Source organism: Nocardioides sp. YJ-D4, from assembly GCF_054031495.1.
Window position 1 is genome coordinate 4,213,624 of record NZ_CM132932.1, and the last position, 19,717, is coordinate 4,233,340.

18 protein-coding genes are annotated in these 19,717 nt (G+C 69.5%); 13 read left to right on the forward strand and 5 right to left on the reverse strand.

What is annotated here, in order from left to right; translation table 11 throughout:
• Positions 1–5 precede the first annotated feature (5 nt).
• The gene (locus tag ACW14X_RS20255) at positions 6–1,475 is read right to left on the reverse strand and encodes a DEAD/DEAH box helicase (protein ID WP_160027373.1); all 1,470 of its coding nucleotides are present in this window, start codon (positions 1,473–1,475) and stop codon (positions 6–8) included.
• A gap of 172 nt (positions 1,476–1,647) precedes the next feature.
• Here ACW14X_RS20255 and ACW14X_RS20260 point away from each other — a divergent pair, with 172 nt between their 5' ends.
• Positions 1,648–2,349, forward strand: coding sequence for a ferritin-like fold-containing protein (locus ACW14X_RS20260; protein WP_160027375.1), 702 nt, complete (start codon positions 1,648–1,650; stop codon positions 2,347–2,349).
• Complete coding sequence (locus tag ACW14X_RS20265; protein ID WP_457163083.1) at positions 2,339–3,400, forward strand: C39 family peptidase; 1,062 nt, start codon at positions 2,339–2,341, stop codon at positions 3,398–3,400. Before ACW14X_RS20260 ends, ACW14X_RS20265 begins: the two co-directional genes overlap by 11 nt.
• Positions 3,401–3,470: 70 nt before the next feature.
• On the opposite strand, the gene ACW14X_RS20270 is transcribed toward ACW14X_RS20265, so the two are convergent.
• The 3 genes from ACW14X_RS20270 to ACW14X_RS20280 form a co-directional block, all read right to left on the reverse strand.
• Positions 3,471–3,782, reverse strand: coding sequence for a DUF1129 domain-containing protein (locus ACW14X_RS20270; protein ID WP_160027379.1), 312 nt, complete (start codon positions 3,780–3,782; stop codon positions 3,471–3,473).
• A 152-nt stretch (positions 3,783–3,934) separates the two neighbouring features.
• On the reverse strand, positions 3,935–4,156 hold the full coding sequence (locus ACW14X_RS20275) for a DUF3107 domain-containing protein (RefSeq protein ID WP_091052608.1): 222 nt from the start codon (positions 4,154–4,156) through the stop codon (positions 3,935–3,937).
• A gap of 98 nt (positions 4,157–4,254) precedes the next feature.
• On the reverse strand, positions 4,255–4,887 hold the full coding sequence (locus tag ACW14X_RS20280) for a TetR/AcrR family transcriptional regulator (protein ID WP_400464764.1): 633 nt from the start codon (positions 4,885–4,887) through the stop codon (positions 4,255–4,257).
• A gap of 127 nt (positions 4,888–5,014) precedes the next feature.
• Between ACW14X_RS20280 and moeZ the strand changes: the two genes are divergently transcribed.
• From moeZ to ACW14X_RS20335, 11 genes are all read left to right on the forward strand, one after another.
• Positions 5,015–6,229, forward strand: coding sequence for an adenylyltransferase/sulfurtransferase MoeZ (gene moeZ, locus ACW14X_RS20285; RefSeq protein WP_160027383.1), 1,215 nt, complete (start codon positions 5,015–5,017; stop codon positions 6,227–6,229).
• 143 nt (positions 6,230–6,372) lie between these two features.
• Positions 6,373–6,663 (forward strand): hypothetical protein, encoded by a 291-nt coding sequence (locus tag ACW14X_RS20290; protein WP_160027385.1) that lies wholly within the window; start codon positions 6,373–6,375, stop codon positions 6,661–6,663.
• Positions 6,660–7,292 (forward strand): class F sortase, encoded by a 633-nt coding sequence (locus ACW14X_RS20295; protein WP_350721132.1) that lies wholly within the window; start codon positions 6,660–6,662, stop codon positions 7,290–7,292. Before ACW14X_RS20290 ends, ACW14X_RS20295 begins: the two co-directional genes overlap by 4 nt.
• 60 nt (positions 7,293–7,352) lie before the next feature.
• Positions 7,353–8,222 carry a hypothetical protein gene (locus tag ACW14X_RS20300; protein WP_457163084.1) on the forward strand — a complete coding sequence of 290 codons (870 nt, stop codon included), beginning with the start codon at positions 7,353–7,355 and terminating at the stop codon, positions 8,220–8,222.
• A gap of 101 nt (positions 8,223–8,323) precedes the next feature.
• On the forward strand, positions 8,324–8,644 hold the full coding sequence (locus ACW14X_RS20305; protein ID WP_160027391.1) for an MGMT family protein: 321 nt from the start codon (positions 8,324–8,326) through the stop codon (positions 8,642–8,644).
• Between the two features lie 59 nt (positions 8,645–8,703).
• Positions 8,704–9,309: a lysophospholipid acyltransferase family protein gene (locus ACW14X_RS20310; RefSeq protein ID WP_457163085.1), complete on the forward strand. Its 606-nt coding sequence runs from the start codon at positions 8,704–8,706 to the stop codon at positions 9,307–9,309.
• A gap of 91 nt (positions 9,310–9,400) precedes the next feature.
• Positions 9,401–10,099, forward strand: coding sequence for a hypothetical protein (locus ACW14X_RS20315; RefSeq protein WP_457163086.1), 699 nt, complete (start codon positions 9,401–9,403; stop codon positions 10,097–10,099).
• Complete coding sequence (locus ACW14X_RS20320) at positions 10,080–10,514, forward strand: cupin domain-containing protein (protein WP_457163087.1); 435 nt, start codon at positions 10,080–10,082, stop codon at positions 10,512–10,514. Before ACW14X_RS20315 ends, ACW14X_RS20320 begins: the two co-directional genes overlap by 20 nt.
• Positions 10,515–10,517: 3 nt before the next feature.
• Positions 10,518–10,808, forward strand: a complete 291-nt coding sequence (locus ACW14X_RS20325; protein WP_350659412.1) for a DUF1905 domain-containing protein — start codon at positions 10,518–10,520, stop codon at positions 10,806–10,808.
• A gap of 43 nt (positions 10,809–10,851) precedes the next feature.
• Positions 10,852–14,070, forward strand: coding sequence for an ATP-dependent helicase (locus tag ACW14X_RS20330; RefSeq protein ID WP_457163088.1), 3,219 nt, complete (start codon positions 10,852–10,854; stop codon positions 14,068–14,070).
• Between the two features lie 20 nt (positions 14,071–14,090).
• Positions 14,091–17,303: a UvrD-helicase domain-containing protein gene (locus ACW14X_RS20335; protein WP_457166076.1), complete on the forward strand. Its 3,213-nt coding sequence runs from the start codon at positions 14,091–14,093 to the stop codon at positions 17,301–17,303.
• A 588-nt stretch (positions 17,304–17,891) separates the two neighbouring features.
• Here the strand turns inward: ACW14X_RS20335 and ACW14X_RS20340 are convergent.
• The gene (locus ACW14X_RS20340) at positions 17,892–19,697 is read right to left on the reverse strand and encodes a hypothetical protein (RefSeq protein WP_457163089.1); all 1,806 of its coding nucleotides are present in this window, start codon (positions 19,695–19,697) and stop codon (positions 17,892–17,894) included.
• Positions 19,698–19,717: the final 20 nt, after the last annotated feature.

Sequence of the window (19,717 nt, forward strand, 5' to 3'; positions counted from 1 at the left end):
CAGGCTCAGGCGTCGGCCTTGGGCGCGGAACCGCCCGAGCCCGAAGAGCGGCGACGGCGGCGGCGACGGGGCGCGGAGCCCTCGGCCTTGGCCTCGCCGTCGGCGGGCTTCGTCGACTCAGCGGACTCGGCAGCCGGAGCGGCAGACTTGTCGACGACCTGGCCGCCGCGCGAACGGGTGCGCTGACGGTCGCGGTTGCGAGGAGCGCGCTCCCGCTTCTCGCCGTCCTTGTCGGAGTCCTTGTCCTTGGGCTTCGCGGGCGCGGCGGCCTTGATCCGGCCCTTGGTGCCCTTCGGGATGCCCATGTCGTGGAGGAAGTGCTCCGAGGAGGAGTAAGTCTCCTGCGGCTCGTCGAAGGGAAGGTCGAGAGCCTTGTTGATCATCTTCCACTTGTGGAGATCGGCCCAGTCGACGAACGTGACCGCGACACCGGAGGCGCCGGCGCGGCCGGTGCGGCCGATGCGGTGGACGTAGGTCTTCTCGTCGTCGGGGGTCGTGTAGTTGACCACGTGGGAGACGCCGGTGACGTCGATGCCGCGGGCGGCGACGTCGGTGGCCACCAGGACCTCGACCTTGCCGTCACGGAACTTCTGCATGACCCGCTCGCGGGCGGCCTGCTGCATGTCGCCGTGCAGGGGAGAGGCCGGGAAGCCGCGCTCGGCGAGGTCGTCGGCCACGCGCTGTGCCTGCCGCTTCGTGCGGGCGAAGACGACGACCTTGTCGTGGTCCTCGCACTGCAGCAGGCGGCCGATCATCTCGGGCTTGTCGAGGTCGTGGGCCTGGTAGACGAACTGCGCGGTGGCAGGCACGGTCTCGCGCTCGCTCGCGGACTCGGCGCGGATGTTCATCGGGTGGCGCATGTAGGAGCGCGCCAGCGCCACGATCGCACCCGGCATGGTGGCCGAGAAGAGCAGCGTCTGGCGGGTCTCCGGGGTGAGGGTGACGAGCTTCTCCACGTCGGGCAGGAACCCGAGGTCGAGCATCTCGTCGGCCTCGTCGAGGACGAGGGCGTGCACGTGGGAGAGGTCGAGGACCTTCCGGTTGGCCAGGTCGATCAGGCGGCCGGGGGTGCCGACCACGATGTCGACGCCCTTCTCCAGCGCGTCGATCTGGGGGTCGTAGCCCGCGCCGCCGTAGACGGTCAGCACGCGGAGGCCGCGGTCCTCGGAGATCATCGAGATCTCGGCGGAGACCTGCATGGCCAGCTCACGGGTCGGAGCCACGATCAGGGCCTGCGGCTTGCCCTGCGGAAGGTCGATGTAGTCGCGGTCCTTGGGGGACACGCTGCGCTGCACCACCGGGATGCCGAAGGCCAGGGTCTTGCCGGAGCCGGTGCGGGCCTGGCCGATCAGGTCGGTGCCCTGCAGGGCGACCGAGAGGGTCATCTCCTGGATGGCGAAGGGGGTGGTGATGCCTTTGCGCTCGAGGGGAGCGCAGATCTCGGGATGAACCCCGAGCTCCTTGAACGTTGTCATGATTCGTCGCTACTCGCTTGTCTCATCGAATGCGGCGAGCGACTCACGGGTGTCTCGAGCTTGCCAAGCGAGTGCCACGCCGCGCACATACGGGATCCAGACCACCGCGATATGAAGTGCATTACAGCGGCGCTGGGTCGGTCAAAAGGCATTCTATCGGTAGGGTTCTCCCGTGGTTGCATCGTCAGAGTTCACGGGTCCTCAGGATCCGTTCGGTGATCCTGTTTACAAGGCCGCCGTCATCGACCTTCTCGGAGCGGTCGCCTATGGCGAGGTCTCGGCTGTCGAGCGGCTGACCGACGACGCCAAGATGGCGCCTTCGCTGGAGGACAAGACGGCTCTGCTCGCGATGGCAGCCGCCCAGCACGCCAAGATCCAGCCGGTCCTCGACCGGCTGGTGGAGCTCGGCGCCGACCCGTACGCGGCGATGGAGCCGCTGCGTGAGGGGTTCGACGAGTTCCACATCCACACCAAGCCCGCGGACTGGTGGGAGTCGCTGGTCAAGGCGTACGTCGGTGACGGGCTCGCCAACGACTTCTACCGCGAGGTCGCGGGCTTCCTCGACGAGGACACCCACAAGCTCGTGGTCACCACCCTCGAGGACGCCGGGCGGGCCGACTTCATCGTCGATCGGGTGCGGGCCGGCATCGAGGCCGATCACCTCATCGGCGGGCGCCTGGCGCTGTGGGGCCGTCGCCTCATGGGCGAGGCGATCACTCAGGCGCAGCAGGTCGCGGCCACCCGGGAGGGGCTCAGCGAGCTGATCGCCGGTGGCCACCTCTCCGGTCTCGACCTCGGCACCATCGGCGAGATGCTCACCCGGCTCACCCAGCGTCACGTCGAGCGAATGGGCAAGCTCGGGCTTGAGCACTGACATCCGCTTCACCGGCTGGTCAGGGACACAGATCGTCCCCGACGCCGGTGTGTGGACGTCTCCCGAGGTCAGCCCCGGGTTCTGCTTCGACGAGCTGGTCGCCTCCTGGAACGTGGTGACCCCGCCCGGGACCTGGGTGGAGGTCGCGGCTCAGGTGATCGCCGAGTCGGGGGAGCGGAGCGGCTGGTTGATGCTGGCTCGCTGGTCCTCGGACCCGGACTTCACCTCGACCTCCGTCGCCGGTCAGGACGACCCGGTCGCGGTCGCGTCCGACGACACCATCCTGGGGCGGGACGGGCGCAGGTTCACGGAGTTCTCGTTGCGACTGAGCCTGCACGGCCCCGCGGGGAGCCTGCCGCGGGTGAGCCTGCTCGGGGCGATGGTCTCGGCCGACGCCCGGAACTCGGCGCCGGCGCCGGGGACGGTGCCTCGCGGGACGGTGGTGGGTGGCGTACCCGCCTATTCGCAGCAGCTCCACCGTGACCGCTATCCGCACTGGGACGGTGGTGGGCAGTCCTGGTGCAGCGCCGCCTCGACCGCGATGATCGCCGACTTCTGGGGTGTCGGGCCGACGCCCGCCGAGACGGCCTGGGTGGACTATGAGACCCCCGACCCGCAGGTGCCGTTCACCGTCCGGGAGGTCTACGACGAGTCCTTCGGTGGCGCCGGCAACTGGGCCTTCAACACCGCCTATGCGGGCGCCCGGGGGCTGGTCGCGTACGTCACCAGGCTCCGCTCCTTCGCCGAGGCCGCCCGATTCCTCGAGGCCGGGATTCCGCTCGTGCTGGCCATCTCGCACCAGGCCGGCGAGCTGACCGGCGCCGGGTACGACACCAACGGTCATCTGCTCGTGCTGACCGGCTTCGACGAGGATGGCGACCCCGTCGTCCACGACCCCGCCTCCCACCGGATCGTCAGCGACGCGGAGGTGCTGACGACGTACGACCTCGGCGAGCTCGACCGCGCCTGGGCACGTTCCGGGCGGATCGTCTACGTCATCCGGCCGCCGGACGTGGTCCCGCCGGAGCCGCCGGCGCAGCCCAACTGGTGAAGCCGGCGGCAACAGCAGAAGCGGCCCCACCCCAGAGGGGCGGGACCGCTTCGAGTGACCTGGACGAGGTTCAGGCCTTGGACTTTCCGGTGACACCGGAGGCGACGACCACCAGCACGGCGGCGATCACGACCTGCCAGATGTGACGCCACCAGTCGATGCCGTTGGTTGCGTTGTCCCACGTGGCCGCATGACCGTCGAACGGCCCGTTGTTCTGGCCGAAGACGAACCAGTAGATGAAGCTGCCGATCAGCATGCCGCCGATACCGCAGACAATCGTCAGCCAGAACGGAATGTTGTCCTTATCGCCCGGGGCGAAGAACTTGCCGAGGGCACCGATGATGACGCCGCCGATGAGGGTGACGAGGATCGTAGAGATCATGCCTTTTCCCTTCAGGTTGTGAGTGGCGCCATGAAGGCGCCCATATTTTGATATTGCACCTGTTGGGACTGGAATGCACGGACAACATGACCTAAAACCGGAAGTTCGCCACCGGAATCAGGGCCATCCCTGAGTTGTGCAGCCCGAGGGGTTCAGCCGGCGAAGCCGACCTTGCCGACCTTGGCCGGGCCGATCTCGATGTAGGCGAGCTTCTCGGTCGGGACGATGACCTTGCGGCCCTTGCTGTCGGTCAAAGCGAGCACAGCGCCGCCGCCGAGGGCGTCGGCGATGAGCTTCTCCACCGATTCGCTGGACTCCTCGGTCTCTACGACGAGCTCACGGGCGGCCTGCTGGACGCCGATCTTGACCTCCACGGGTCCTCCTTGCGATGGGTCGATCAATGCTTCGGAATCCTCTCACACGGACCGTGAGGAACCCCGCTGTTGCGCTACGAGCGGAACTTGGAATGGATTCAGTCGGTCTTGGGATAGCCGCCGATGCCCCGCCAGGCGAGCCCGGCGACGAGACGCGCCGCGTCGGCCTGGGAGAGCTCGCCGTTGTTGTGGAGCCAGTAGCGCGCGCTGACCTGGATCTGGCCGACCAAGCCGACGGCGAGCAGGTGAGAGGCGGTGGCGGCGAAGCCGGTGTCCTCCGCGATGACCTCCGCGATGACCTCGGCGCACTCGTTGGTCACCCGGTCGACCTGCTCGCGCACGGCGGGATCGTTGGTCAGGTCGGACTCGAAGACGAGCCGGAACGCACCGGACTCGGAGGCGACGTAGTCGTAGAAGACCTCGACGGTTCGGGCCACGCGTTCCTTGTTCTCGTCGGTCGACGCCAGGGCCTCCCGGCAGCGATCGATGATCTCGTTCGCGGACTTCTCCAGCAGGGCCAGGTAGAGGTCGAGCTTGCCGGGGAAGTGCTGATAGAGAACGGGCTTCGAGACCCCTGCCCTCTCGGCGATGTCGTCCATCGCTGCGGCATGGAAGCCGTAGGCGACGAAGACCTCGAGAGCGGAGTCGAGAAGCTGGGCTCGTCGTTCCGTCCGGGGCAGTCTCGCCCCTCGCGGTCGAGTGGGGTCGAGCTCGGATTGGTGCGTGGTCACCCCAGCAGCCTACCCGCTGGTACTCGGATCGCGGGACGCGTCGTTGTCTCGTCCACGGATGAGGGAACATGGAGAAGTGCCTGCGGTGTTCAAGTAGGCATACGTACGTCCGAACTGAGGAGCAGTTGTGTCCCTAGCCCCGCTCGTGGAGCCCGCTGACGAGCTGACGATCGACGAGGTGCGCCGCTACAGCCGCCACCTCATCATCCCCGACGTCGGCATGGACGGGCAGAAGCGCCTGAAGAACGCCAAGGTGCTGGTCATCGGCGCCGGCGGTCTCGGCTCGCCCGCCCTGCTCTACCTGGCCGCGGCCGGCGTAGGCACCCTCGGCATCGTCGAGTTCGACGAGGTCGACGAGTCCAACCTGCAGCGCCAGATCATCCACAAGCAGTCGACGGTGGGCCAGCCGAAGGCCGAGTCCGCCGCGGCGGCGATCAAGGAGGTCAACCCGTACGTCAACATCGTGCTGCACGACGTGCGGCTCGACAACGACAACGTGCGCGAGATCTTCACCGGCTACGACCTGATCGTCGACGGCACCGACAACTTCGCGACCCGCTACATGGTCAACGACGCGGCGTACTTCCTGGGCATCCCGTACGTCTGGGGCTCGATCTACCGCTTCGACGGGCAGGCGTCGGTGTTCGCGCCGACCCTGACCGACGACGCCCCGTGCTACCGCTGCCTCTACCCGGAGCCCCCGCCCCCGGGCATGGTCCCCTCCTGCGCCGAGGGCGGCGTGCTGGGCGTGCTCTGCGCCTCGATCGGCTCGATCCAGGTCAACGAGGCCATCAAGATGCTGACCGGCATCGGCGAGCCGCTGGTCGGCAAGCTGATGATCTATGACGCACTCGAGATGGAGTACCGCAAGCTGAAGGTCCGCAAGGACCCCAACTGCGCGCTGTGCGGCGAGAACCCGACGGTCACCGACCTGATCGACTACGACGCCTTCTGCGGCGCGATCTCCACCGAGGCGGCCGACGCCGCGGCCGGCTCGACCATCTCGGTCAACCAGCTCTCCGAGATGATCAAGGAGCGCGAGGAGGGCAGCCGCGACTTCGTCCTCGTCGACGTGCGCGAGCCGAACGAGTACGAGATCAACAAGATCCCCGGCGCCGTCCTGATCCCCAAGGGCGAGTTCCTCAACGGCAACGCGATCCCGCAGGTCGCCGAGCTCACCGGCGACGGTGCCAAGCCGCTCGTGTTCCACTGCAAGAGCGGCGTACGCAGCGCCGAGGTGCTCGCGATCGCCAAGGGCGCGGGCTACGCGGACGCGGTCCACGTCGGTGGTGGCGTGGTGGCGTGGGTCAACCAGATCGACCCGAGCCAGCCGTCGTACTGATCCGGGTTACTGAACTGTAGGCCAGCGGTGGCCCCTCTGGGGCCGCCGCTGGCTTTATCTGTACGCGGCGTACCCGATAGTTTTGCGATCGCAGCTGCGGGGGGCGGAGTTGCATCAATGCCCGAACCTCGGAGGATTCGACGTTGTCCACACGCGCTCGTCTCAGCGCGACGCTCGCCGGTGCCACCCTGGCCGGCGGACTGTTTCTCGGTGCCCCTGCCAACGCGAGCGACCAGGCCCCGGAGCCAGCCTCCGGCGCGGCCGTAGGCTCTGCGATCGACCCGGAGAGGCTGGAGTCGAACGTCGCGGACCCGACCCGCGGCGTACCGCCGTCCTATGTCTTCGCCGGTGTCGGTGCGCTGCTGATGGGGGCAGGGGCCGGAATGGCCGTGCGTCGCAAACGAGCTGAGGCTGTGGCACGCTCGGCCGAGTGAGCAACGGTCAACCCAACCTGAGGACCTTCCTCGGGGAGATCTTCGTCGTCGTCCTCGTGGTGGCGGTCGCCGTGCTCGGCTATGCCGCGTACGACTACTACACCAAGCTCGACGACGCGAAGAAGAGCAACGCGACCGCGACCCCGCCCGGGACGACCTCCTCGATCCCGGCCGAGGCGCTGGCGGAGGTGCCGAAGAAGAAGGGCAAGGTACGCGGCGTCTCGATCGAGTCGCTCAACGTGCATGCCGACGTGGTGCCGCTGGCGATGGAGGACGGCACGCTCACCCCGCCTGCCGACGCCTCGCTGATGGGCTGGTGGAAGGGCGGCGCGAAGCCGGGGGCGGATGACGGGACGGTGCTGATCGTCGGTCACACCCTGCACAACGGCGGCGGCATCCTCGACCGGCTGGGCGAGGTCAACGAGGGCGACGAGATCGTCGTGCGGACCAAGAACGACGAGTTCAGCTATACCGTCCGGTCGGTGCGCGACCTCTCCAAGGAGCAGGTGGCCAAGCGCAGCAAGCGGCTCTTCGACACCGACGGCAAGCCGAAGCTGGTCGTGGTGACGTGCGACGACTGGGACGGCACCTCGTTCCAGGGCAACACCGTGGTGGTGGCCGATCCGTAACCCACGGCAGGCGAGCCTCGTTACTTGTGAGTCACATCACCTACAGACCGAGGCCCCCACATGCTCCGCACCCGCCGTTCCGTACGCCGCGCCGCAGCCGTCGCCGCCGGCACCCTGACCGCCGCGCTCGTCCCGGCCCTGATCCCGTCTGCGGCCCACGCCTGGGCCCCTGCCGACACGGCCACCATCACCCCGGGCGTGATGATGTACACCGATGGTGCCCAGTGCACCGCCAACTTCGTCTTCGCCGACTCCGCCTCGAACGTCTACGTCGGCTACGCCGCCCACTGTGCGGGTCTCGGTGAGGCCACCGACACCAACGGCTGCGCCGCCAAGTCGCTCCCGCTGGGCACCGAGGTGACCTTCAACGAGGGCGGCTCCCTGCTGAGCGAAGGCACCGTGCTGGGGAAGGGCAAGCTGGCGTACTCGTCCTGGCTGACCATGCAGCAGTCGGGCACCAAGGACGAGAACACCTGCGCCTACAACGACTTCGCCCTGGTCAAGGTGAACGCCGCCGACGCCGGCAAGGTCAACCCGAGCGTGCCGATCTGGGGCGGTCCGACGGGCATCGACACCGACGGCACCGTCGCCGGCGACAAGGTCTACTCCTACGGCAACTCCTCGGTGCGCGCCGACGTGGACCTGCTCTCGCCGAAGATCGGCCTCTCGCTCGGTGACAGCGTCAACGGCACCCGCTGGTCCCACCCGCTCTACAACCTCACCCCCGGCATCCCCGGTGACTCCGGCTCCGGCTTCCTGAACGCCGACGGCAAGGCGGTCGGGACCCTGTCGACCCTGGGCCTGCTCCCGCTCGCCGGGTCCAACAACATCGGTGACATGGACCTCGAGCTGAAGTACGCCCAGGCGAACTCGGGCATCTCCGGTCTGCGTCTGGTCGAGGGCACGGAGCCGTTCAGCCCCATCCTGTGACACCGCGCTAATCTGCCGGTCATGAGCGAGCGCCAGCGAGCGACCATAAGGGTCAGGTCGCTGCGTCCGTATGGTTGCGCTTGCGCTACGGAGGCGGCGACATGACCGACCGGGAGGCGTACGTCGAAGCCGTTCTGCGTCTTGTCGAGCAGATCCCACGTGGACAGGTGACGACGTACGGCGCGATCGCCGACGCCCTCTTCGACGAGTTCGGGGGAGGGCCTCGGCAGGTCGGCTCGGTGATGGCGCGCGAGGGCGCGGGGATGCCGTGGTGGCGGGTGGTGCGGGCCGATGGCTCGCTCCCCGCCTCCCACGGCGAGGAAGCTCGCCAGGCCTATCTCGAGGAGGGCACCCCGCGCCGCGTCTCGGGGGCGGTGGACCTGCGCGCGGCGATGTGGCTGCCGCCTACGATGAGCACGTGATGTATCGCGTCCTCCACGCCGTAGTGCCACCCCTTCTACGGGCCGTCTGGCGCCCCACGGTGACGGGGGCAGAGAACGTCCCGCGCACCGGTGGCGTGCTCCTGGCCAGCAACCACCTCAGCTTCGCCGACTCGATCGTGATCCCGTCGGTCTCGCCCCGGCCGGTGCACTTCCTGGCCAAGTCCGACTACTTCACCGGCACCGGCCTCAAGGGCGCCGCCCAGAGGGCGTGGTTCGAGGGCATGGGGATGCTGCCCGTGGACCGCGACGACCCGCAGGCCGCGCTCGGCTCGCTGGAGGTGGCCCTGGAGGTTCTCAACAAGGGTGAGGCGTTCGGGATCTACCCGGAGGGCACCCGGTCGCGCGACGGCCGGCTCTACCGCGGACGCACCGGGGTGGCGCACCTGGCGCTGACCGCCGGCGTGCCCGTGGTGCCGGTCGGCCTGCGGGGGACCGCGGAGCTCCAGCCGGTGGGGTCGAGCCTGCCGCGGCTGGCGAAGGTCACGGTCGAGTTCGGGCAGCCGATCCAGGTGGCCGGCCGGTTCGACGGCGTACCTCTCGGCAAGGCCCGCCGGTCGCTCACCGACGAGGTCATGGAGGCGATCGCCGCGCTGAGCGGCCAGGACGTGGCCGGGATCTACAACGAGCGGCCCGCCGACGTCTGATCGCCCGGTTGCCTGTTGCGCGGGGGCGAGAACGGGCGCATTCTGGAGGGTGACCGAGTAAATCAGTGGGCTAGCAGCCGAGGTGAGGCAGATGGCCACCACGACCGTGTTGCAGGACGAGCTGCGACGCAAGCACGACGAGCTCGCTGGGCGCCTGGCCCACGCTCGGAGCATCATCGCCAGGCCGGAGCAGACCCGCCGGGGCTGCCCGCCGATCGACCAGTTCAACGCTGGTACGTCCCGCCACCTGCACGCGGTGGACGAGGCGCTGCTGCCGGCGGTCTCCGCTCACTGCGAGGGCGGCGCAGGTCTGATCCATGACTACCTCCCCATGGCGCGGCATCTGGAGGTGCTGCTCTTCCACGTGAAGGCGCACGAGTACGGCTCCACCTGGGAGACCACCCACGGGTGGCCGACGCTGTGGGGCGAGGTCGAGGAAGCGCTCATCGACCAGGAGGAGAGGGAGGGCGAGCTGGTCTCGCGCCTCGCCGAGGAAGCCTCCGACGACGAGCTTCTCCTGATCGCGGAGCGGATGGCCGCGGCCGAGCGAAGGGCACCTTCGCGTCCGCATCCCCACCTGCCGCACACGGGTCTGCCCGGCAAGGTCGTGCGCCGCCTGGCCCGCCCCGTCGACGCCGTCTGGGACGCGGTCGAGAGCCGCTCGGTCGGTGGTCCCAAGCCGGTGCCGCACAAGAAGCCGGGACTGATCTGGCAGTACCTGCTCGGCGACCCGCGGTTCCCCGACGACCCGGCCGACGAGACCCGGCACAATGAGCCGGGTGACCGCTGACTCCATCACCACCGCTCTTGACCTCGCGCCGCACCCCGAAGGCGGGGCGTTCCGGCAGACCTGGGCTGCTGCCGAGACCGTCACCCTGCCCGACGGGCGGGTGCGTCCCACGGCGACCCTGATCTACTTCCGGCTCCTGGCCGGGCAGTCGTCCGCGTGGCACCGCGTCACCTCGGACGAGATCTGGCTGGCGCACACCGGCGTCGTGTCCCTGCAGTTCGGCGGCGCCGGTTCGGCTCCGGTCGAGGGGGAGACCGTGATCGTCGGGGTCGACGTCGTCGCCGGCCAGGTGCCACAGGCTGTCGTGCCGGCAGGGGTGTGGCAGCGTACGGTCCCCTCGGCCGAGGACGCGCTCGTCTCCTGCGTGGTCTCACCCGGGTTCGACTTCGACGACTTCGAGCTCGTCTCGGAGTAGGGGATGGAGTACGCCTTCGAAGGAGCCGTCATCGAGTGGCGCGGGCCGGCGCCGTTCTACTACGTGCCGATGCCCGTCGAGGACGCCGAGGACCTCAAGGAGGACGCCAAGGGTCTGGAGTACTGGGGCCAGGTCGCCGTCACCGCCACCATCGGTGCGACCACCTTCACCACCGCGCTCTTCCCCAAGGACGGCACGTATCTGCTGCCGTTGAAGGTGGTCGTCCGGAAGGCAGAGGGCCTCGATCTCGACGACGTCGTCGCAGTGAGGATGCGTCTGGGGCATGACGTCTGAAGGGCCGCCTGAAACTGTCGGCGCCGTCTGATTGGGTAGTCCCGTGAGTGTCGCCTACCGCCTTGCCCCACCGCCGAGTGCTGTCGGCGTGCCGGTGCTCGACGAGCACCAGCGGTCGGTCGTGGAGCATCCCGGCGGACCGCTGCTGGTGCTGGCCGGACCAGGGACCGGCAAGACGACCACGCTGGTGGAGGCGGTGGTCGACCGGATCGAGAACCGCGGCGTTCGTCCTGACCAGCTGCTGGCGCTGACCTTCTCCCGCAAGGCCGCCGAGCAGCTGCGCGACCGGGTGACCGCACGGCTGGGCCGGACGCTGTCCGGGGCGGTCTCCTCGACCTTCCACTCCTTCGCCTACGGGTTGGTGCGGCGCTACGCGCCGGCCGAGCTCTACGCCGCCCCGCTGACGCTGCTCTCCGCGCCGGAGGCCGACGTGGTGCTGCAGGAGCTGCTGGCCGACCATCCCGAGTCGGTGAGGTGGCCGGAGCGGTTCCGGATGGCGATCGGCACCCGCGGGTTCGCGCGTGAGGTGCAGACCGTGATCGCGCGGGCGCGCGAGCGCGGGCTCGACCCCGACCAGCTGGTGGCGCTCGGCCGGGACGAGGGCATCGAGGAGTTCGTCGCGGCCGGGTGGTTCCTGGAGCAGTATCTCGACGTGCTCGGTGCGCAGTCGGCCATCGACTATCCCGACCTGATCATGCGTGGGGTGATCGAGGCCGAGCGGCATGCGGCCGAGCTCCGGGCCGAGTTCGCCTGCGTGTTCGTGGACGAATACCAGGACACCGACCCGAGCCAGGTCGCGCTGCTGCAGGCGCTGGCAGGCGACGGGCGCGACCTGATCGTGGTGGGTGACCCCGACCAGTCGATCTACGGTTTCCGCGGCGCGGACGTCAACGGGATCCTCGACTTCCCCTCGCAGTTCCTGACCCGGGAGCGCCGGCACGCGCCGGTGGTGGCGCTCGGGACGACCCGCCGGTTCGGGTCGCGGCTGCTGCGGGCCTCGCGGTCGATCGCGGCGGGCATCTCGGTGCGCGGCTCGATCCCGGCCGCGGCCTACGACACCTTCCGCAACCCGCACCCGCTTGCCCAGGACCCCGGCCGGGCCGAGGTGCTCACCTTCGACACCGACCGTGCCGAGACCGAGCACATCGCCGACCTGCTCCGTCGCGCGCATCTCGAGGACGGCATCGACTGGTCCGACATGGCTGTCCTGGTGCGCTCGGGGCGCACCTCGATCCCGCAGCTGCGCCGGTCGCTGACCGCCGCCGGCGTACCGGTCGAGGTCGCCGCCGACGAGACCCCGCTGGTCCGCGAGCCCGCCGCCGCGGTCCTCCTCGACGCGCTCGGGATCGTCGTCGACGCCGACGTCGAATCCGACCTCGACGAGCGCTACGTACGCCCCGACCGCTGCGAGGAGCTGCTCACCGGTCCTCTCGGCGGCCTCGACGCCACCGATGTCCGCGCGCTCACCCGCACCCTGCGGGCGAGGTTCCCCGACGTCGCCGCCCACGATCTCGTGCGCCGTGCCGTGCTCGATCCGTCGCTGCTCGACCCGGAGGAGAACGGGGACGGTGAGGAGCGGGTGCTGGGGCGCGTACGCCGGCTCGCGGTCCTTCTCGCCGAGGCCCGGGCCGCGCTGAAGGAGGGGGCCGGAGCGGAGCAGGTGCTGTGGACGCTGTGGGACGGTGCCGAGTGGGGGCAGCGGTTGCGGGCGCAGGTGGAGTCTGGCGGTGCCGCGGCGCGGCTCGCCCACCGTGACCTGGACGCGGTCGTGGCGCTCTTCGACACCGCCGCCAAGATCGAAGGCCGCCAGGAGTTCACCTCGGTGGAGACCTTTTTGGCCACGCTCCGTGCCCAGGAGATCCCGGCCGACACCCTGGCCGACAAGGGTGTGCGCGGCTCGGCGGTGCGGCTGCTCACCGCCCACCGCTCCAAGGGGCTGGAGTGGGGTCTCGTGGTCGTCGCCCACGTCCAGGAGGGCGCCTGGCCCGACCTACGCCGGCGCGACTCGCTCCTCGGGCCCGACCGGATCGCCCCGGCGCTGCCGGACGGCCGTCACGGCGGGCTGCTGCCGCCACTGACCCGGACTGCGATGCTCGCCGAGGAGCGCCGGCTCTTCTACGTCGCCGCCACCCGCGCCCGGTCCCGGCTGGTCGTGACCGCGGTGAAGTCGCCCGACGACGACGGTGACCAGCCCTCGCGGTTCATCAACGAGCTCGGCCTGCGCGAGGACCAGATCCGTCACCGCGTCGGCCGGCCGACGCGACCGCTGTCGCTGGCCGGTCTGATCGCCGAGCTGCGCCGCACCGCCGCCGATCCGGCCCAACCCGACGCGCTGCGCGAGGCGGCCGCGAGAAGGCTGCAGAAGCTGGCCGCGACCGAGGTGCGCGGCAAGCGGATCGCGCTCGCCGCGGACCCGTCGACCTGGTGGGGGCTGCGGGCCCCGACGTACGCCTCGGCCGCGGTGCGTCCCGAGGACCGTCCGATCACGCTGAGCGCATCGGCGCTGGAGGCGATCTTGACCTGCCCCGCGCAGTGGTTCCTGGCCCGCGAAGCGGGCGGTGCCGTCACCGACTCCTCGAGCCAGGGGTTCGGGAAGGTCGTGCACGCGATCGCCGAGCAGCTCGCTCGCGGCGACCTCGACGCCGCCACCGTCGAGGACCTGATGCCGTTCGTGGACGAGGTCTGGGGCCGCCTCGAGTTCCGTACGCCGTGGTCCGCTGCCCGCGAGCGCGAGGCGGTCCAGGATGTGCTGGCCCGGTTCCTGACCTGGCACCGGCGCCCCGGCGCGCGGACCGTGATCGGTTTCGAGGAGCAGCTGACCGCGAAGGTATCGCTGCCCAGCGGGGAGACGGTGCGGCTGAACGGGTATGCCGACCGCCTCGAGCTCGACGAGAGCGGCCGGATCGTCGTCGTCGACCTGAAGACCGGGAAGTATCCGCCCACCGCGCAGGAGGTCAAGGAGCACGGCCAGCTCGGCCTCTACCAGCTGGCCGTCGAGCACGGCGCCGCGTCCGAGCTCGCGCCTGGGGCGACCTCCGGGGGAGCGGAGCTGATCCAGCTGCGCCATCCCGCGGGTTCGGGCAGCGAGCTGCCGAAGGTGCAGGTGCAGGCACCCGAGCCGCCCGAGATCATCACCCAGCTGGAGAAGGCGGTGGCGACGGTCCGGGCCGAGGAGTTCGTGGCCAGGCCCGGTAAGCAGTGCGACCGGTGCCAGTTCGTCGCGCTCTGCCCGGCGCAGACCTCGGGATCGGTGCTGTCGTGACCACTGAGATGAGTTCCGCGATGAAGGTCGAGACCCCCGAAGAGCTCGCCAAGCTGATGGGCCACGACTGGCTCTACAGCGAGGAGCAGTTCCGCGCGATCACGGCTCCGCTGGAGCCGGCCGTGGTGATCGCCGGTGCCGGATCCGGCAAGACCGCGGTGATGGCCGCTCGAGTCGTCTGGCTGGTCGCCACCGGCCGCGTACTTCCCGGGGAGGTGCTCGGTCTGACCTTCACCACGAAGGCGACGGCCGAGCTGGCCACCAGGATCAAGGAGTCGCTGCAGAAGGCGGGGCTGTGGCCCGAGCGACGCGAGGGTCCGCCGCGGCCCGGTGAGGAGGACGACGAGCCCACCGAGCCGACCGTGGCGACCTACCACTCCTACGCCTCCGGCCTGCTCTCCGAGCACGGGCTGCGGATCGGCCACGAGCCCGACACCAGACTGATCGCCGACGCGACCCGCTACCAGCTTGCGGCTCGAGCAGTAGCCCGGCACACCCACCCGGTGGAGAAGCTGACCGACTATCCGAAGCTGGCCGTCCAGCAGCTTCTGGCGCTCGACTCCGAGCTCTCCGAGCACCTCGTCGACCCCGCCACGCTGCGGGCCTACGACCGCAACGAGCGGTCGCTCTTCGCGCTCGAGGTGGCCGACCTCAATGCCCAGCTGGCCGACGGGAAACGGGTCAAGACCAAGCTGACCAAGGTCGAGAAGGCGATCGACGCGATCGACAAGCGCTACGAGCTGCTCGACCTGGTCGACGGCTATCGGCGGCTCAAGGACCGGCTCGGGCTGATGGACTTCTCCGACCAGATCGCGCTGGCCGCCCGGCTGGCCGTGGAGACACCCGAGGTCGGTGAGATCGAGCGCGGGAAGTTCAAGGTCGTGCTGCTCGACGAATACCAGGACACCTCGGTGGCCCAGGCCCAGATGCTCGCCCGCCTCTTCGGCGACGGACATCCCGTCACCGCCGTCGGCGACCCCAACCAGGCGATCTACGGCTGGCGCGGCGCCTCGGTGAGCAACATCCTCGAGTTCGGCCGCGACTTCCCGACGAAGGACGGGCGTCGGCCGGCCTACTCCCTGACCGTCAACCGCCGCTCCGACGCGCGCATCCTCGACACCGCCAACCATCTGGCCGCCCAGCTCTACGAGGGCCGCGAGAAGGAGCGCCTGGTCGCCGCCGAGGGCGCGCGCGACGGTGAGGTCCAGGTGCACGTCCACGAGACGTACGACGATGAGCTGCTCTGGCTCGCCGACAAGGTGATCGAGGCTCACGAGGCGGTCGGGGAGTGGAAGGAGATCGGCGTCCTGACCAGGGACAACTCGCAGGCGGCAGCGGTCTTCGACGCGCTCACCGCTCGCGAGATCCCGGTCGAGATCGTCGGCCTGAAGGGGCTGCTCCGGCTGCCCGAGGTGGCCGAGGTCGTGGCCACCATGGAGCTGCTCCACGACGTCACCGCCAATGCCGCGCTGCTCACGCTGCTCGCCGGTCCGCGGTGGGCGATCGGGCCGCGCGACCTGGCCATCCTGGGCCGGCGCTCCCGCGACCTGGCCGGCGTCGTCGGCGGCGCGGAGGAGTTCGCCGACATCGAGCGGCAGCTGGAGGCGGCGGTCGAGGGCACCGACCCCACCGAGATCCCCTCGCTCAACGATGCCTTGGAGGATCCGGGCGACCCCTCCGACTACGACTACTCGCCGCAGGCCAGGGAGCGGTTCAAGCTCCTCGCCGAGGAGCTCCGTGGGCTGCGCCGCGCCGTGAACGAGCCGCTCCTCGACCTGGTCCGGCGGATCATCGACGTCACCGGCATCGACGTCGAGCTGGCCGCCTCGGTCTCTCCGGCGGCCTCGGCCAGGCGCGACAACCTCGACCTCTTCGTCCAGGCGGTCGCCGACTTCGAGGGTCTCGACGGCCAGGTCACCCTCGCCGCGCTGCTGGCCTATCTGGAGGCGGAGGACGAATACGGCCAGGGTCTCGACGTCGCCACGCCCTCGGAGGCCGACTCGGTGAAGCTGCTCACCGTCCACCGAGCCAAGGGGCTGGAGTGGGACGTCGTCTTCCTGGTCGGAGTCACCCACAAGAAGTTCCCCACCGGCCAGACGCGCTCGTCGTGGCTGACCGTCCCCTCGGTCATGCCTGCCGCGCTCCGCGGCGACCGCGACGACCTGCCGCAGCTGCAGGGTCACGACGCCGACTCGATCGACGAGCTCCTCGCCGAGCGCAAGGAGCACGAGCGCGTCGAGGAGCTCCGGCTGGCGTACGTGGCCTGGACCCGCGCCCGCCACATCCAGTTCGTCTCGTGCTGGCGCTGGTCACCCTCCCTCAAGGAGGGGCGTGGGCCGTCGGTCTACGTGGAGAAGACCCGCGAGGCGCTGCTCCAGTGGGGAGCCAAGCCCGACCGGTGGGCAGACGTTGTCGTGAAGGGCGAGGAAGAGAATCCGTACGCCACGCAGGAGGTCGACCTGCCCTGGCCGATCAACCACCACACCCCCGAGGTGGAGCGCCGTCTGGAGGCGGCGAGGCTGGTTCGGGAGGTGGGACCGGGGCCCGATGATCTCGATGACCTCACCCTGCTCGAGACGGTGAACCAGTGGGACGAGGAGATCGAGCGGCTGCTCACCGAGGCGGAGCGCGAGCGCGCTCCCGAGGTGGTCGTACCGCTGCCCTCGTCGCTGTCGGCCACCGCCATGTCGAAGCTGCGCGACGACCCGCTCGGCTTCGCCGCCGACCTGGTCCGCCCGATGCCACGCAAGCCGTCCTCCCAGGCCCGCTTCGGCACCCGGTTCCACGCCTGGGTCGAAGCCCGCTTCGGCCAGCAGGACCTCTTCGACCCCGACGACCTACCCGGTCGCGCCGACCACGGTATCGAGGACGAGTCCGGTCTCGAGGAGGTCATCGCCGCCTTCGAGCAGGGCCCGTTCGCCGACCGCCCGCCGTACCGGGTCGAGGCGGCCTTCGCGATCGTCCTGGCAGGTCAGGTCGTACGTGGCCGGATCGACGCGGTCTACCAGGAGCCCGACAGGGGATTCCTGATCGTGGACTGGAAGACCAACCAGAGCCAGAACGCGGATCCTCTCCAGCTGGCTCTCTATCGGCTTGGGTGGGCTGAGCTGATGGGGGTGCCGTTGTCGCGGGTTCGGGCTGCGTTCTATTACGTGCGCTCTGGTCGGCTGGTCGAGCCTTCTGCTCTTCCTGGGCGGGAGGAGTTGGAGCGGATAGTGGGCGGGGGTCGCTGACCCGTTTTCCGGGGGACTGTTTGCCGCCGACCCTTTCGGGGATGGTGTTCTCAGCGCCGTCCGGAGTAAAGGACGGCCTTCGGCCGCCGGCTTCGCCGGTCGCCTTCGGCGATCCTTGACACCGGACGTCGCTGAGAATTTTGGCTGGCTATCGGGTCGGCGGCAGGGGTGTGGCGCAGCGATGTGGGTTGGGTAGGGGCTCGGGGACTGGGGTGGGCCGACGGGCGGAAGGAATTTTCCTTCCGGTGAGGCGAACGAATTTTCGTTCGCCTCAGAGACCGCCTGGTCCGGGGTGGGGTTGGCGGGTGGAAGGAACTTTTCTTTCACGCGGAGACCCCTTGTCTGGTCTAGGTGTGGAGCGGTCACCCGCCGTGGGTGAGTGTGCCGCGGCCACACCTGGGCCGCCGCCCCGATAGCCAGCCAAGTCTTTTCTCGACATGGTCCGGTGTCAAGGACCGCGAAGCGGCCGGCGAAGCCGGCGGCCGCAGGCCGTCCTTGACTCCGGGGCAGGTCGAGAACACTCTCGAAGAACGGGTCGGCGGCCCAGTCCAACCCGAAAGATCGGTCGCCAACCAATGCCAGATCGAGCTACTTGACCGTCCGAGCAACCTCCGGCAACTCCCCAGACTCACGCAACGAGTCGAGCAGATCGCCAGGCAGGATCCAGACGGTCGCATACGGGAACGGCCGCTCGCGGAGCATCACCGCGCCGGTGACGAACGCCGGCTCGCCGGAGGGGCACGAGAAGACGATGTCGTCGCCCCACTCCCACTCGCGCTCGACGATCGTGGGCAGCATCCACCACATCAGCCAGTTGCGCTCGGAGTTCATCGCCGAGGGGCGGCGGGGGCAGTTGTCGTCGTAGGCGACGACGGCGTCGGGGTGCTCGGCGAGGATCGAGCGCAGGTCGTCGACGACCGGGGTGGCGTGGTCGAAGCGGTCGTGGAAATCGTCGGAGGCGACGTCGGCGACGGCAGATCCGGCGGTGCCCACGACCAGGACGAGCGCGGTGACGACGACCGCGCGCGCTCGGTCAGCCCTCGGTGAGCTCAGCCGAGGGCTGAACCGGGAGAGGGCCGCGAGGAGGGTCCAGATCGCCAGCGGCACCAGGGCGCACAGGGTCGCGATCAGCCAGAAGCGGTTGTCGTTGGTGAACGACGGGATCGGTCCCGGCTGCGGGAACTCTCCGTCCGGAAGCGCCCACCACCACGGGATCGCGCCGGGGATGTGCGCCGGGGTGGTGTAGGCCCAGGTGGGGGCGTCGGGGGCGACGACGAGGATGGTCACCAGCGAGATCCCGGCGACGATCACCCACGTCCAGACGAGGACCGCGCGGGAGCGTACGGCCTGGATCGCCGCGCACACCCCGGCCAGCACCAGGACGGCGAAGACGGGGTCGATGTAGCGGCCGTAGATCCAGTAGTCGAAGCGGCGCCACTCCATGGTGAACAGCGAGTACTCGGTTCCCCAGTTCAAGCAGCTGAGGACGTACATCGACCCGGCCGCGATCAGCACGAACCCGGCCGGCCCCACCTGGCGCGAGCGGAGCTCCTTCCAGAACAGGGCGGTCACCACGACGAGCCCGACGACCACGACGCCGAAGCTGCCGATCATCTGCGTCCAGGCCTCGCCGGCGAAGGTGTCGACCCAGTAGCGCGGGTTGGCCTGGGTGACCTTCTCGAAGAATCCCTGCGCCTGGATGAACTTCCACGGCACCAGCTGCGCGTGGAACCAGAGCGCGGCCTTGTTGGCGACCAATGCGAGCACGCCGGTGGCGATCAGCCCGACGAGGGCGACCTGCCATCTGCGCACGAGGAAGAAGATCAGCCACAGGCAGACCGCGGCCACGAAGACCTGCATCCGGGCGTGGGAGAAGAGAGCGAGCGCGGTGAGCAGGCTGAGCAGGAGTACGCCGCGGTAGGTCGGCTTCTCCCAGATCCGGAACGCGACCAGGGTGGCCAGGACGACGAGCAGCGTGACCAGCCGCTCGGAGAGGATGTAGTCGGCCTGGATCGCGCGGGGCGGCAGGGCGATCACGATGGCGCCGGCGACCACACCCTGCGCCGGCGTGACCCCGCTGAGTCGCACCGCGACCCGAGCCAGCGGCCAGATCGTGAGCATGCTGATCACCAGACCGACGACGATCGCCAGCTTGTAGAACGTGAAGACGTTCGACGTGACCAGCCACAACGGCGCCAACAGCACGCCCCACCCGGGGTAGTAGCCGGGGGTGTTCAGCTGCGGCGAGTCGAGCCCGAGGACGGTCCGTCCATGGATGACGGTCCCGATCTCGTCGTACATGAACGAGAGGTTGGAGCCCCAGGCGATGTAGACGTTGATCGCCAGAGCGACCACGACGGAGACGACAGCGGCGATACGCCAGAACCGATCCACGCCGCGGAACTTATACCCAC

Coding starts and splice junctions, on each gene's coding strand:
- ACW14X_RS20255 (WP_160027373.1), bottom strand. CDS start 1,475: ATGACAACGTTCAAGGAGCTCGGGGTTCATCCCGAGATCTGCGCTCCC.
- ACW14X_RS20270 (WP_160027379.1), bottom strand. CDS start 3,782: ATGATCTCTACGATCCTCGTCACCCTCATCGGCGGCGTCATCATCGGT.
- ACW14X_RS20300 (WP_457163084.1), top strand. CDS start 7,353: ATGCTCCGCACCCGCCGTTCCGTACGCCGCGCCGCAGCCGTCGCCGCC.
- ACW14X_RS20305 (WP_160027391.1), top strand. CDS start 8,324: ATGACCGACCGGGAGGCGTACGTCGAAGCCGTTCTGCGTCTTGTCGAG.
- ACW14X_RS20315 (WP_457163086.1), top strand. CDS start 9,401: ATGGCCACCACGACCGTGTTGCAGGACGAGCTGCGACGCAAGCACGAC.
- ACW14X_RS20320 (WP_457163087.1), top strand. CDS start 10,080: ATGAGCCGGGTGACCGCTGACTCCATCACCACCGCTCTTGACCTCGCG.
- ACW14X_RS20325 (WP_350659412.1), top strand. CDS start 10,518: ATGGAGTACGCCTTCGAAGGAGCCGTCATCGAGTGGCGCGGGCCGGCG.
- ACW14X_RS20335 (WP_457166076.1), top strand. CDS start 14,091: ATGAAGGTCGAGACCCCCGAAGAGCTCGCCAAGCTGATGGGCCACGAC.